The organism is Herbidospora sp. NBRC 101105, assembly GCF_030269205.1.
Lineage (GTDB): Bacteria > Actinomycetota > Actinomycetes > Streptosporangiales > Streptosporangiaceae > Herbidospora > Herbidospora solisilvae.
In genome coordinates this window covers 1236885-1250687 of sequence record NZ_BSSX01000001.1, presented here as the reverse complement: position 1 = coordinate 1250687, position 13803 = coordinate 1236885, and the positions used below count along the sequence as shown (strand labels likewise).

The following is a 13803-nucleotide window of genomic DNA, read 5'->3' as shown; positions in this document are numbered from 1 at the left end:
GGACGGCATTCCCTGTCATATCGCATCGTCGACGTCCGGGGTGACTCGACTCCCCCGAACGGAAGAGGCTCCGATGACCACGTCCACCACCCGCGCTCTGCTCCTCTGCGCCGCCGTCGCCGGACCGCTCTGGTCGGCGGTGTCGCTGGCCCAGGCCGCCACGCGCGAGGGCTTCGACCTGACCCGCCACCCGCTCAGCCTGCTGAGCACCGGCTCGCTCGGCTGGCTGCAGATCGCCAACTTCGTCGTCGGCGGGATCCTGCTGCTCCTCGGGGCCGCCGGACTGCGCCGGGCGCTCGACGGCGGCTGGGCGCCCCGGCTGGTCGCGGTCGCCGGGGCCGGGATGATCGCCGCAGGGGCCCTCGTCATGGATCCCGCGGACGGCTTCCCCGCCGGGACCCCGGCCGGGCCGGGGGCCATGGGACCCGCCGGGATCGGCCACCTGGCCGCCGGGTCGGTCACCTTCCTGTCACTGATCGCCGCCTGCTACGTACTGGGCCGCCGGTTCTCCCGCGAAGGCGCGCGCGGCCGGGCCGTCGCCTCGCGGGTCGCCGGGACGGCCCTGCTCCTGGGGAACCTGTGGGCGATGGGCGGGGGCACGGGGGGATCGCTGACGCTGGCGGTCGGCGCGATCACGGCGATGCTCTGGATCGCGTGGGTCGCCGCCGAGACGGCCCTCATGGGTCGGAGGTAGCGGTTCTCAGTACCTCCACAGGTGGGCGGCGATCACCTCGTCAACCGGCCTGCCCTCGGCCCAGGCGTGGTCGGCGGCGCGCACGACGGTGAAGGCGCCGAAGAGCTCCTCGCCCAGGACCGCGCGGGCCAGGCCGCCGTTCAGCGCCGCGTGCTGCTCCTCGAATGTCGCGGGCAGGCGGTGGATGCCCGCCGCCGCGCGCCGCTCGTCGGTCCACGGGCCCGGGTCCTCCTGGACGGGCGGCGGGGGCACGAGGCCGTCAGCGATGCCGGCCAGGCCCGCGGCGATGACGACGGCCAGCGACAGGTAGGGGTTGGCGGAGGCGTCGGAGGGCTTGAGCTCCACGTTCGCGTGGGCGGCCCCCAGCAGGTCGGTCGACGGCACGAACCGCAGCGCGGCCTCGCGGTTCTCCACGCCCCAGAAGGCGTAGGCGCTGGAGAAGAAGCCGGGCCGCAGGCGGAGCAGGGAGGCGACGCTGGGGGCGGTGATCGCCGCGATGGACGGCAGGTCGCGCAGCAGCCCGGCCAGGTAGGCGGCCCCGTCGGCGGTCAGGCCGTGCGGGCCGTCGCCGCCCGACAGGAGGTTGACGCCGTCGCGGGTGACGGAGGTGTGCAGGTGCCAGCCGTTGCCGACGCGCGCGCCGTCGGTCAGCGGGGCGAAGCAGGCCCGCAGGCCGTGCGCGCGGGCGGCGGCGTGCACGGTCTGGCGGGTGAGCAGCTGAAGGTCGGCGGCGGTGACCGGGTCGGCGGGGGCGATGTTGAGCTCGAACTGCGCGGGGCCGTATTCGGCGTGCAGCTGGCCGATCTCGACGCCGTTGGCGCGCAGGTCGCCCATCACCTGGGCGGCGAACCCGTCGACCTCCAGCATCAGGCGCGGGCTGTAGGAGGGGCCGGCGACCGCGAGGGGGCCGTCCTCCCGGCTGAGGCGGAACTCCAGCTCGTAGCCCGCCCGGAACTCCAGCCCGGCCCGTGCGGCCGCCTCGACCTGCCGTTCCAGCACCCCGCGCTGGTCGTAGGGCCAGAAGGAGCCGTCGGCGTTCATCTGGCGGCCGGGCGCCCAGGCGAAGCCGGGCTGCCCGGCCAGCCGGACGATCCGCTCGGCGACCGGGACGAGCCGCACGTCTCCCGACGGCGTGCTCAGTCCCGGAGGCCCGTAGGTGATCCCGTCGTGCGTATCGAAGACCGCGAACAGCGGGCTGACGCCGACGCCGCGCTCGGCCGCGAGCGGGACCTGCTCGATCGGGATGGTCCGGGACCGCGGGATGCCGTTGTTGTCGGCCCAGGCCACGATGAGGCCCACGACCCCGTCCTCCGCCAGCCGCTCCGCCGTTTGCCGCACCCTGAATTCCTCTCCGGGAACCCGGGTGCGAAGTCCCCGGGCACGGCGAAGAAACGGTGAAGAGACCGCACGTGTCAGGCGGCCTCGGCCCTGAGGGTCTCGGCCACCGACCGGCGGGCCGAGACCCACGCGGGCAGCGCCGCGAGGACGGCGGTGCCCAGCAGCAGGACGGGCGGGATAAGCCACAACGCCGGGGCAGGCGGTTGCGGCGGGTTCTGGTGGCCGAAGAACCACTGTGCGAACAGGCCCAACGGGATGCCGGCCAGCGCACCGGGCAGGGTCGGCAGCAGCTGGGCGGTGGCCAGGCCCGCGGTGACCTGTCCCGGCGTCGCGCCGAGGGTGCGGGCGACGGCCATGGTGGCCCGGGACTCCGTCGCGGTCGTCCAGGTCATGGTGAGGGTGTTCACCACCGCGAGGGTGACCATCGCCGTGATGACGCCCAGCAGGAGCAGGCGGGACCGGTCGTCCATCAGGTCGGCCATGGTGACGCCGCCCAGGTCCCAGCCCCGGTCGGGCTGGGCGTCCACCATCAGCAGGACGGTCAGGCCGACGGCCGTGGTCGCCGTGCCGCCCGCGTGCAGCAGGGCGCGGCCGGGACGGCGGGCGAGGAGACGCAGCCCGAGCAGCAGCGGCACCGGCAGCAGCCCGGCCAGCCGGCTGAGCAGGACCAGGTGGTCGGGGCGGCGGACGGCCGGTGAGAGCGTGGCCACGGCGTCGGTGCGCAGGGCCCTGACAGCCGGGGCGAGGGCGGTCAGCACCGCCACGCCGACGGCGACGACGGTCGTCATCGCGACGACCGGGCCGCTCGGCCCGGCGTCGGTGGTGAGCAGGCTGCCGCTGGGGTTGACGACGAGCGGGGCGACCAGCCGCGTGACCGTCAGGCCCGCCGCGTCGGCCAGCAGCGCCAGGGCGAGGTGTTCGGTCAGCAGGACGACGGCGACGAGGCCCGGGGTCGCGCCCACGACCTTGAGCAGCCCGGCCCGGCGGATCTGCCCGGCGGCGCGCCCGGCGGCCAGGGTGGTCAGCCCGGCGACGGCCATGAAGCTGAGCAGCCAGCCGCCGACGATCAGGATCGGCTGGCCGTCGCGGAGGTAGACCGCGTCCTGGAAGGCGATGACCGGCCAGGTGAAGGCGTTCAGCCGGACCGCGAGGTCGTGGGCCTCGTGGTAGACGGCCCGGAAGGCCGCGGTCGCGGCCGGGTCGCGCAGCCGCAGGTAGACGAGGGAGGCCGCCGGGACGTCGGCCTCGGCCAGCGTCCGGGTGTCGCGTTCGTGCAGCCAGACCAGGCCCGACCGGTCGCTGGGCCCGCCGTCGGGGCCGCCCATCGTCGCCCACGGATAGACCATGCGCGCGGCCGTCACGGCGATGCCGACCACCGGGAACGACCGGCCGCCGACGGTGACACGGTCGCCGACGCGCAGGCGCAGCGCCCCGGCGAAGCCCCGTTCGACCACCACGCCGCCGGGGCGGACCCAGGCCCCCGACGTCACCAGCGGCCGGTCGATCGGGCCGGGCTTCGCGTCGGCCCCGAGGACGGCCGCGCGCACCTCGCCGCCGGACGTGGTGATCGGCGTGAAGAAGGTCCGGTACGTCCGGCTGCGGGCCGCCACCCCCGGCACGTTCTCCAGCGACCTCAGCGCGGCGTCGGCCGCCCGGCTCGTTCCGGGGGCCACCACGACCACGTCGGGCCCGGCCGTCGCGGCGCGGGTCTGGAGGTAGAGCCGCTCGGTCGCCCCGGGCAGCGACATGCCCAGGCTCAGCACGGCGGTCGCGACGAGCGTCGACAACACGAGCAGCACGGCCGGGCCGGGATGCCGGCGCAGGTCGCCCAGCACGAGGCGGAACACGAGAAGGACACGGCCCACGGCGGTCAGTCCCCCATCGCGAACAGGCCGTCGAACCGCCCGTGACCCGTGTGACCCGTGTGACCGGTGTGCCCGGCCAGCCAGGTGTCCTCGACGAAGGCCCCGTCGCGCATCGAGATCAGCCGGTCGGCGGTGGCCGCGACCCGGCCGTCGTGGGTGACCAGGACGAGGGTCTGGCCCATGGCGCGCAGGTCGGCGAACAACCGCAGCACCTCGTTGGTGGCGGCGGTGTCGAGGTTGCCGGTGGGCTCGTCGGCCAGCACCACCAGCGGCTCGTTGGCCAGGGCGCGGGCCACGGCCACCCGCTGCCGCTCTCCCCCCGACAACTTCCACGGCAGGTGGCGGGCCCGATGGTCCAGCCCGACCTGGTCGAGCAGGTGCCGGGCCCGCCGCCTGGCGGCCCTCGGCGAGCCGCCGGCCAGCAGCACCGGCAGTTCGACGTTCTCGGCCGCCGTCAGCTCCTCCACCAGGTGGAAGGACTGGAAGACGAACCCGACCGACCGGCGGCGCAGCCGGGCCAGGGCCCGCTCGCCCACGGTGTCGATGCGCTCCCCGGCCAGCCACACCTGCCCGCCGGTGGGCCGTTCGAGGCCGCCCATCAGATGCAGCAGCGTCGATTTCCCGCAGCCGCTCGGCCCCATCACCGCGAGCATCTGCCCGGCCGGCACGTCGAGGTCGACCCCGTCGACGGCGCGGACCAGGCTCTCCTTCCGGCCGTGCCGTTTGACCAGATCACGGACCTGCAGCACGTTCATGCGTCCCCGAATTCCTGCCCGGCCCTCGACCAGACCCGTTCGCAGGCCTCCAGCCAGCGCAGGTCGGCCTGCAGCCGCAACGCGATGCCTTCGAGCAGCAGGCCGCCGGTGGAGCCCTCGGGCTCGGCGAGCACCGCCCGCTGCGTCTCGGCCAGGCGGCGCAGCAGTTCGCGGCGCTGCGTGTCGACGAGCTCGACCGGGTCGGCCAGCCGGGACGCGCTCGCCGCGGCCAGCTTGAGGTGGAACTCGACCAGGTCGGGCTTGGGCCGGTTCACCTCGCCCAGCCACGCGGTCACCCGCTCGTGCCCGGCCTCGGTGAGGGCGTAGACCTTGCGGTCGGGGCGGGCGGGCGACTCCTCGGACCGTTCGTGGACGACCAGGCCCGCCTTCTCCAGCCGGGCCAGCGTCACGTAGACCTGGCCCGCGTTCATCGACCCGCCCAGCGGGCCGAGGGCACGCCGCAGCCGCAGGCCGAGGTCGTAGCCGTGCGACGGCTCCTTGGCGAGCATCGCCAGTATCGCGTCCTGCATGCACCACCCCTAACGGCTAGGTAATGAATAGCGGTCAGGTAATGGGCACGTCAAACTCAGGTGTCGGTGCCGGTCTCCTCGTGCGGGGCGCCGACGGGCTTGGACTCGGGCGACTCGCGCTGGCGCAGGTAGATCGACAGGGCGACCATCGAGAGCACCGCCAGGAACTCCGACTGCCAGTTCTGCAGCGTGCGGTCCCAGAAGTCGGGCGAGGCCACGTATTCGGGCCAGGTCACCGGATCCTGGAGCTGGGAGAGTTGTTCGCGGTTGTAGGCGGCGGTGCCGGCGACCGACTGGGCGTACCAGGACAACACGAAGGTCACGCCCATCACGAGGCCGAGCGAGTTGGCGAACAGCATGTTCCGCAGGCCCCCGACGCGGGCCCATCGCGGGCTGCCCGGCCGCACCTCGTCACCCTGCTCACCGGTCTTCGACTCCGGGGAGCCGCGCTGAACCAGCCACACGGTGATCACGATGAACAGCAGGAACTGGAGGTACTCCGACTGCCAGTTCTCCGCGACGTCCACCACGAAGTCGGCCGAGGTGACGTAGGCGCCCCAGGAGACGGGGTCGCCGCCGGAGCCGAGCTGGTCGTCGTTGTAGGCGCCGAGGCCGGCGAACGACTGCCCGGCCAGCGCCAGCACGAAGACGACCAGGAAGAACAGGCTCAGCCCGTTGCGGCGGATCATCGGCGCAGGAACCCGATGAGCAGGAAGTAGGCCAGGCCGACCACGATGATCGCGACGGTCAGGGTGAACATGGTGCGCATCAGCCGGACACCGCGCAGTCGTAGGGGCGGTCGCCCTGGGGGCGGCAGCCCGCCCCGCGCACCCGCCAGCCGTCCGGTCCGCGATGCAGGAAGACGGTGTCCTCCGGGAGCCGCAGCTGGGCCTCCGACCCCCACACGGCGACCTCCTCGGCCGGGCCGCCGCGCAGTCCGGCGTCCAGGACGCTGGTGGCGCACGGCTCGGGCAGGCTCCTGGCCGCGGCGTCGGTGAGCAGCGCGCACGCCGCCGCCCCCTGCCCGGCGGCCACGGCGGCGAAGAAGCGCCCCGCGGCCTCCTCGACGGCCGGCCCGCCCCCGGCGGCGCAGGCGCTGACCGGCAGTGCGAGTCCCATCACGTATTTCAGCACGTAGACGAGGATTCCCCTGCTGGGAGGCGCCTAGTCCGTTAGGCGGGCACGATGGCGGGCACGGTGGCAGGGTGCCAGAACTCCGCCCCAGCGACCCCAACGAACCCGGCATCACCCGCCGCCGCCGCGGGCGTTCCTTCTCCTACGCCTACGCCGACGGCCGCCCCGTGAAGGACCTGCGCACGCTGCGCCGGATCCGGGCGCTGGTGCTGCCCCCGGCCTGGCGGGACGTGTGGATCTGCCGCGACCCCGACGGCCACATCCAGGCCGTGGGCACCGACGCGGCCGGCCGCCGCCAGTACCGCTACCACGACGCCTGGCGTGAGGAGCAGGACCGGGCCAAGTTCGAGCGCGTCGGCAAGCTCGCCGAACGCCTGCCCGCCTTCCGCAAGAAGGTCCAGGCCGACCTCGACGGTAAGGGCCTGACCCGCGAGCGGGTGCTGGCCGCCGCCGCCCGGATGCTGGACATCGGCCTGTTCCGGGTCGGCGGGGAGGCCTACGAGTCCTTCGGCCTGGCCACCCTGCGCCTGGAGCACGTGACGTGCTCGCGCGGCCGGGTCTCCTGCGCCTATCCGGCCAAGGGCGGCCTGCTCCGCGAGGTCGAGATCACCGACCCCGACGTCTGCAAGGTGGTCACCGCCCTGCGGAAGGGGCGCGATGAGGGCGAACTGCTCGGCTACGAGAGCGACGGCCGCTGGGTCGACGTCAAGAGCGACGACATCAACGACTACCTGCGCGACCGCTTCGAGACCGACGTCAGCGCCAAGGACTTCCGCACCTGGCACGCCACCGTGTACGCCGCCGTTGGCCTGGCCGTCTCCAAACGGGTGCGCAGCCGCACCGGCCGCCGCCGGGCCGTCACCCGGGTCATGAAGGAGGTGGCCGGCTACCTGGGCAACACCCCGGCCGTGGCCCGCGCCTCCTACGTCGACCCCCGGGTGATCACGGCGTACGAACACGGCAAGACCATCGACCGCGCGCTCGCCGACCTGGGCGAGGGCGACGGCCCGGCCACCCACGGCGCGGCCGAGCGTGCGGTGATCGCGCTGCTCAAGCGCACGAGGGGGTGAGTGCGGTGAACGACGAAGGGCTGGTGCTGCTGGCCGCGTGGGGCCAGTTCACGGTGTTACTCGGCCTGCTGGCCTACTTCCTGCTGCGGACGCGGCCATGAGACGGGTCCTGCTCGTCCTGCTGCTGGTGGTGGCCGGGTGCGCCTCCCCGGCCTGGGACGACGCCGACTACGGCAGGAAGGCCGGCGCGACGGCCGAGGCCGCCGCCTCCTCCGTGGCGCTGGTCCGGCTCGCGGTCGGGAACGAGGCGAGACTGACCCGCCCCTACCTCCAGACCCTGCTCACCGAGACCGTCACCGCGCTCGACAGCGTCGACTCCCAGTTCGGCGCGGTCCAGCCGCCGTCGCGGCAGGCGGTGGAGGTCCGGGCCGAGATCACCGAGCTGACCTCGGAGGCGGCCGAGCAGGTGCAGGTGCTGCTGAACGAGGTGCGGCTGCGGGAGATCCGCGACCCGGAGAAAGCCGTGGCCGACCTGGCCGAACTGGGTGACCGGTTGCGGGCCTTCGCCGAGGAGCAGCCGTCGTGAAGCGGTTCTTCGCCGTCACGCTCGGCATCCTGACCGCGATCGGCGGGTTCGTCGACATCGGCGACCTGGTCGCCAACGCGCTGGTCGGCTCCCGGTTCGGCCTGTCGCTGGCCTGGGTGGTCGTGGTCGGCGTCGTCGGCATCTGCCTGTTCGCCGAGATGGCCGGGCGGGTGGCGGCGGTGTCCGGCCGGCCGGTCTTCGACCTCGTCCGCGAACGCCTCGGCCCCCGCGCGGGGCTGCTCAACCTGGCCGCGTCGTTCGGGATCAACCTGCTCACCCTGGCCGCCGAGATCGGCGGCGCCGCCCTCGCCCTGGAGCTGGCCACCGGGATCGACTACCTGCTGTGGGTGCCCGCCGTGGGCCTGGTGGCCTGGCTGGTGATGTGGCGGGTCAAGTTCGAGACGATGGAGCGGGTCTTCGGCCTGGCCGGGCTCGCCCTGGTGGTCTTCCTGGTGGCCTTCTTCGCCCTGGACCCCGACTACGGAGAACTCGGGCACCAGCTCGTCCACAACCCCTCCGACGACGGCGCGGCGACCTACTGGTTCTACGCCGTCGCCCTGCTGGGGGCGGCCATGACGCCGTACGAGGTGTTCTTCTTCTCCTCCGGCGGCGTGGAGGAGCGCTGGACCCGGCGGGATCTGGGGGTCATGCGCGCCAACGTGTTCGTCGGCTTCCCCCTGGGCGGCCTGTTGTCGATCGCCATCGCGGCGTGCGCGGCCACCGTCTTCCTTCCTCAGATGATCGAGGTCGACACGCTCGGCCAGATGGTGCTGCCCGCCGGGCTCGCCTTCGGCCAGATCGGCCTGGCCCTGGTGATCTTCGGCGTCTTCGCCGCGACCTTCGGCGCGACCCTGGAGACCGCGTTGTCGTCGGGCTACTCGATCAGCCAGTACTTCGGCTGGCAGTGGGGCAAGTACGTGCGGCCCCGGGAGGCGGCCCGGTTCCACGCGACGCTGCTGGTGTCGACGATCGTCGCGGTGGCGCTGATCCTCACGACGATCGACCCGATCAAGGTCACGGAGTATTCGCTGGTCCTCTCGGCGGCGGCGCTGCCGCTGACCTACCTGCCGGTCCTGATGATCGCCAACGACCCCGACTACATGGGCGACCGGGTCAACGGCCGCCTGTCCAACACCCTGGGGACCTTTTACATGATCCTGCTCCTGGTGGTCGCCGTGGCGGCCATACCGCTGATGCTCGCCACCAAGGCGGGACAGTGACCGGCCGCGTCCTGCACGCCCACCTCCACCTGCTCGACCGCCAGGTGGTCAGGGCCGACGGACGGCTGCTCTGCAAGGTCGACGACCTGGAGATCGAGTGGGGGGAGGTCCCGTACGTCACCGCGATCCTGGCCGGGCCCCTCGCGCTCGGCCCGCGTGTCGGCGGCGTGATCGGCCGTCTGATGACCGGGGTCACCCGCCTGTTCCGGCCGGAGGAGGACCCGGCCCCGCCGCGGGTCCCGATGAGCCTGGTCGGCGAGATCGGCAGCGCGGTCACGGTGGGCGGCGACGTGCCGGAGGCCTCCCTGGAACGCTGGGTGCGCGAGCATGTCGTCGACCCCCTTCCCGGCAGCGGCGGCGCGGACCCGGGGCTGCGCGGCCCCCGCCCGGTCCGGCGGTCCGAGGTCCCCGCCCGCGACCGGCTGAGCTCGCTGGTCGGGCGCAGGGTCGTCGACCGCGACGGCGCGGACGTCGGGCAGGTGGCCGACGTCCGGCTCACCCAGGACGGCCCCCTCCTCGGCGAGACGACCCAGGCGCTGCGCCTGAGCGGCCTCGTCGTGGTGCCCCGGCACACCGGCCAGCTCTTCGGCTACGAACGCGGGCCGGGGGGCAACAGCCCGGCCCTGGTCAGGGTGGTGATCCGCCGCCTCCACCGGGGCAGCCGGTTCGTCGGATGGGAGCAGATCGGCGACCCGGGCGACCCGATCAGGCTCACCGAGCCGCGCGCGGCCCTGCTGCCGCTGCACGAGCTCTTCACGCGGGATGACGCGAGCGCATCCGCATGAGGACGGCCGCCGCGCCGGCGGCGGCGCCGAGGGCCGCGACCAGGGCGTGGTGCCGGCTGGCCCACGCCTGCGGGCTGGCCGCGAGCGACCGCTCGTCGAACGCGCCGTGCGCGCCGTAGTCGTGGCCGTGCGGCCCGTCGGCCGGGGCCCAGAGGTTGGCCGGCTGGCGGCGGGACCTCGGCTGGTCGGTCTGCTGCGAGTCGTATCCCGTCCTGGCCAGGTAGCGGTCGAGCAGCCCGGGGGCGACCGCGTTGGCCATCAGGGTCGCCACGGTGCTGGCCCCGACCCAGTACTCGCGGCGTTCCGGATGGTCGGCGGCGTGCAGCACGGCCCGCGCGGCGACCTCGGGCTGGTAGATCGGCGGCACCGGCTGGGCCTGGCGGGGCAGCCGCGACAACACCCACGAGAACTGGGGCGTGTTGACCGCGGGGAGCTGGACCATGGTCACGTGGACGCCGCTGCGCTCGTGCAGCAGCTCGCAGCGCAGCGCCTCGTTGAAGCCCTGGATGGCGTGCTTGGCGCCGCAGTAGGCGCTCTGCAGCGGGATGCCCCGGTAGGCCAGCGCCGAGCCGACCTGGACGACGGCCCCCCGGTCGCGGGGCCGCATCCGGTTCAGCGCGGCCATGGTGCCGTGCACGTAGCCGAGGTAGGTGACCTCGGTGACGCGGCGGAACTCCTCCGGCCGGATCTCGGCGAACGGCGCGAAGACCGAGGTGAACGCGACGTTGACCCACACGTCGATGGGCCCCAGCTCCGCCTCGGCCCGGCTCGCGGCGGCGTCCACCTGCGCGAAGTCCGACACGTCGACCGGGATCTCCAGCGGGGTGCCGCCGTTGCGCCGCACCTCCCCGGCGGCGGCCCCGAGGCCCTTGACACCCCGGGCGAGCAGGGCCACCTTCGCGTGACGCGCGCCGAACGCCTGGGCGACCGCGCGGCCGACGCCGCCGCTCGCGCCGGTGACGACCACGACCTGTTCCGCTTTCATCGTCCCTCCTCGTGCAGCCCGACGGCGAGCAGCTGGGCGAGGTGCACACCCTCCCTGCCGCCGCTGTCGAGCTGGTGGATCTGGGTCCGGCAGCTGAACCCGTCGGCGAGCACGGCGGTCTCCCGCCCGGCCGCCCGCAGCCGGGGCAGCAGCACCCGTTCGGCGCAGGCCTCGCTGACCTCCAGGTGACCGCGCTCGAAGCCGAAGTTCCCGGCCAGCCCGCAGCAGCCGGAGTCGAGGTGCTCCGCCCGCACCCCGGCGGCCCGCAGCAGTTCCTCGTCGGCGTCGAAGCCCATGACGGCGTGCTGGTGGCAGTGGACCTGGGCCAGCGCGTCGACGTCGAGGCGCGGCGGCCGGTAGCCGGGGCTGTGCCGGGTGAGCAGTTCGGCCAGCGTGACCGTCTGGTTCCGCAGCCGCCGCACGTCCAGGTCGGCCGGGAACAGCTCCTCGGCGTCGCCGCGGAACACGGCCGTGCAGCTCGGTTCCAGCCCCACGACCAGGCCGCCCTCGCGCAGGTGGCCCGCCAGCAGCCGCACGGTCCGGCCGAGCACCCGCCGGGCGGTGTCGACCTGGCCGGTGGAGATCCAGGTCAGCCCGCAGCACACCGGTCCGGGCGGCAGGACGACCCGCCAGCCCGCGTCCTCGATCACCTCCACGGCGGCCCGCCCCACCTGGGGGTGGAACCCGTTGGTGAAGGTGTCCGGCCACAGCAGGACCTTCCCCCGGCCGCCGTCGCCGCGCGGGCCGCGCCGCCGGAACCAGTGCTGGAGGGTCTCCCGGGCGAAGGCCGGGAGCTCCCGGTCGGCGATGCCCGCGACCGTCCTGGCCAGTCCCGGCACGCGGTTCACCAGCGGCCCGAGCCGGAGCCCGGCGACGACCGCGGCGGCGACGGGCAACCAGCCCAGCGCCAGGTCCGACCGGGGCCGCCGCCACTGGCGGCCCTCGTAGTGGTGGGACAGGAACTCCGCCTTGTACGTCGCCATGTCCACGTTCGCCGGGCAGTCGGTCTTGCACCCCTTGCAGGCCAGGCAGAGGTCGAGGGCGTCCTTGACCTCCTCCGAGCGCCAGCCCCGGCGCAGGGTCTCGTCGCCGTGCCCGCCGAGCATCTCGAACAGCAACCGGGCGCGACCCCGGGTGGAGTGTTCCTCCTCCCCCGTGACCTGGTAGGACGGGCACATCACCTGACCGCCCTCGGTGCTGTGCTGACGGCAGCGGCCGACGCCGACGCAGCGGTTGACCGCCTGCGCGAACGAGCCGCCGTCGTGCGGATAGCCGAACCGCAGGTCCCGGGGCTCGGCCGGGGCCCAGTCCGGGCCGAGCCGCAGATGGTCGTCGAGCGGGGCGGGCGCGACCACCTTGCCGGGGTTCATGTGGTCGCCGGGGTCGAAGATCGCCTTGAGCCGCCCGAACGCGGCGACGATCTCGGGGCCGAACATCCGGGGCAGCAGCTCGCCCCGGCTCTGACCGTCGCCGTGCTCGCCGGAGAACGACCCGCCCAGGGCGGCCACGAGGTCGGCGGCCCGTTCCATGAACCGGCGGTAGGCGGCCACGCCGTCGGCGGTGTAGAGGTCGAAGGGGATGCGGGTGTGCACGCAGCCCTGCCCGAAGTGGCCGTAGAGGGCGGGGCCGGTGTCGCTCTCGTAGCCGAACTCCCGGTAGAGGTCGCGCAGGCGGCGCAGGTACTCGCCGAGCCGTTCGGGGGCCACGGCGGAGTCCTCCCAGCCCTCGAAGGTGTCGGGCCGGTCGGCGACGTGCGCGGTCGCGCCCAGGCCGGCCTCCCTGACGTGCCACAGCTCGTCCTCGCGGACGGGGTCGCCGAGGAACCGGACGTCGGCGCGGTGCCCGTCGTGGAGCAGCCCTTCGGCCCGGGACCGCGCCTCCTCGGCCGTCTCGCCGCCGAACTGGACCATGAGGAAGGCCTTGCCCTCCGGGAGTTCGCCCAGCGCGTCGGGGTTGAGGTGCTTGAGCTGCTCGTCGCGGATCAGCTTGGCGTCGACGCCCTCCAGCGCGATCGGCTCGTGCGGCAGGATCGCGGGCACCGCGTCGGCGGCCGTCGCGATGTCGGGGTAGCCGAGCACGACCAGGGTGCGTTCGGGCAGCACCGGCACCAGTTCGAGTTCCGCGCGCAGCACGGTGACCAGGGTCGACTCGCTGCCGACGAGCAGCCCCGCGACGTCGAAGCCGTGTTCGGGCAGCAGGGAGTCGAGGTTGTAGCCGGAGACCCGGCGCGGGATGTCGGGGTAACGGCGCCGGATCTCGTCGGCGTACGCGTCGCGCAGCGCCCGCAGCTGCCGGTAGATCGCGGCCCGGGGGTCGCCCCGGCGTTCGATGGCGGCGTACTCCTCGTCGGTGGTCTCGCCGCACCAGAAGCGGGTGCCGTCGTAGAGGAGCACCTCCAGGCGGGCGATGTTGTCGACGACCTTGCCGGTGCGCTGCGCGGTCGCACCGCAGGAGTTGTTGCCGATCATGCCGCCGAGAGTGCAGTTCATGTGGGTGGCGGGTTCCGGGCCGTACCGGAGGCCGTGGCGTTCGAGCTGCCGGTTCAGCACGTCGAGGACGATGCCGGGCTGGACGACGCAGGTCCGGCCGTCGACGTCGACCGACTCCAGCGTGGTGCAGTACTTCGACCAGTCGACGACCACGGCGGTGTTGGCGCACTGCCCGGCCAGGCTCGTGCCGCCGCCCCGCGACAGGACCGGGGCGCCGAAGTCGCGGGCCACGGCGACCGCCTCGGCCCCGGCGTCGGGGGTGCGGGGCACCACCACGCCGAGGGGCACCTGGCGGAAGTTGGAGGCGTCGGTGGAGTAGGCGGCGCGGCTGCCGGGGTCGAACCTGATCTCGCCGTCGACCCGGTCGCGCAGGGCCGCCGCCAGGGCGGCCGGGGCCTCGGTGACCGTCATG

General features: G+C 74.0%; 13 protein-coding genes. 5 read left to right on the top strand and 8 right to left on the bottom strand.

The window, feature by feature from the left end:
* Positions 1–73: 73 nt before the first annotated feature.
* On the top strand, positions 74–694 hold the full coding sequence (locus QSK34_RS05605) for a DUF998 domain-containing protein (RefSeq protein ID WP_285580629.1): 621 nt from the start codon (positions 74–76) through the stop codon (positions 692–694).
* A 6-nt stretch (positions 695–700) separates the two neighbouring features.
* Here the strand turns inward: QSK34_RS05605 and QSK34_RS05600 are convergent, their stop codons facing one another.
* From QSK34_RS05600 to QSK34_RS05575, 6 genes are all read right to left on the bottom strand, one after another.
* A complete protein-coding gene (locus tag QSK34_RS05600) occupies positions 701–2032 on the bottom strand; it encodes a type I glutamate--ammonia ligase (RefSeq protein ID WP_285580627.1) in 1332 nt (443 codons plus the stop codon).
* 74 nt (positions 2033–2106) lie between these two features.
* Positions 2107–3897 (bottom strand): FtsX-like permease family protein, encoded by a 1791-nt coding sequence (locus QSK34_RS05595; RefSeq protein WP_285580625.1) that lies wholly within the window; start codon positions 3895–3897, stop codon positions 2107–2109.
* A 5-nt stretch (positions 3898–3902) separates the two neighbouring features.
* Positions 3903–4652 carry an ABC transporter ATP-binding protein gene (locus QSK34_RS05590; RefSeq protein WP_285580622.1) on the bottom strand — a complete coding sequence of 250 codons (750 nt, stop codon included), beginning with the start codon at positions 4650–4652 and terminating at the stop codon, positions 3903–3905.
* Positions 4649–5182 (bottom strand): PadR family transcriptional regulator, encoded by a 534-nt coding sequence (locus QSK34_RS05585; protein WP_285580620.1) that lies wholly within the window; start codon positions 5180–5182, stop codon positions 4649–4651. The genes QSK34_RS05590 and QSK34_RS05585 overlap by 4 nt, the downstream gene beginning before the upstream one ends.
* A 56-nt stretch (positions 5183–5238) precedes the next feature.
* Positions 5239–5871, bottom strand: a complete 633-nt coding sequence (locus tag QSK34_RS05580) for a DUF6766 family protein (RefSeq protein ID WP_285580618.1) — start codon at positions 5869–5871, stop codon at positions 5239–5241.
* A gap of 79 nt (positions 5872–5950) precedes the next feature.
* Positions 5951–6316 carry a hypothetical protein gene (locus tag QSK34_RS05575; protein ID WP_285580616.1) on the bottom strand — a complete coding sequence of 122 codons (366 nt, stop codon included), beginning with the start codon at positions 6314–6316 and terminating at the stop codon, positions 5951–5953.
* 71 nt (positions 6317–6387) lie between these two features.
* Here QSK34_RS05575 and QSK34_RS05570 point away from each other — a divergent pair, with 71 nt between their 5' ends.
* The 4 genes from QSK34_RS05570 (at position 6388) to QSK34_RS05555 (ending at position 9917) form a co-directional block, all read left to right on the top strand.
* The gene (locus QSK34_RS05570; RefSeq protein ID WP_285580614.1) at positions 6388–7386 is read left to right on the top strand and encodes a DNA topoisomerase IB; all 999 of its coding nucleotides are present in this window, start codon (positions 6388–6390) and stop codon (positions 7384–7386) included.
* 97 nt (positions 7387–7483) lie between these two features.
* Positions 7484–7912, top strand: coding sequence for a hypothetical protein (locus QSK34_RS05565; RefSeq protein WP_285580612.1), 429 nt, complete (start codon positions 7484–7486; stop codon positions 7910–7912).
* The gene (locus QSK34_RS05560; RefSeq protein WP_285580610.1) at positions 7909–9132 is read left to right on the top strand and encodes an NRAMP family divalent metal transporter; all 1224 of its coding nucleotides are present in this window, start codon (positions 7909–7911) and stop codon (positions 9130–9132) included. Before QSK34_RS05565 ends, QSK34_RS05560 begins: the two co-directional genes overlap by 4 nt.
* Entirely contained in the window at positions 9129–9917 is a 789-nt protein-coding gene (locus tag QSK34_RS05555) for a hypothetical protein (RefSeq protein WP_285580608.1), read from the top strand. The genes QSK34_RS05560 and QSK34_RS05555 overlap by 4 nt, the downstream gene beginning before the upstream one ends.
* On the opposite strand, the gene QSK34_RS05550 is transcribed toward QSK34_RS05555, so the two are convergent.
* Positions 9886–10902: an SDR family oxidoreductase gene (locus QSK34_RS05550; protein ID WP_285580606.1), complete on the bottom strand. Its 1017-nt coding sequence runs from the start codon at positions 10900–10902 to the stop codon at positions 9886–9888. The two genes, QSK34_RS05555 and QSK34_RS05550, sit on opposite strands and share 32 nt — an antisense overlap.
* The gene (locus QSK34_RS05545; protein WP_285580604.1) at positions 10899–13802 is read right to left on the bottom strand and encodes an FAD-binding and (Fe-S)-binding domain-containing protein; all 2904 of its coding nucleotides are present in this window, start codon (positions 13800–13802) and stop codon (positions 10899–10901) included. Before QSK34_RS05545 ends, QSK34_RS05550 begins: the two co-directional genes overlap by 4 nt.
* Position 13803: the final 1 nt, after the last annotated feature.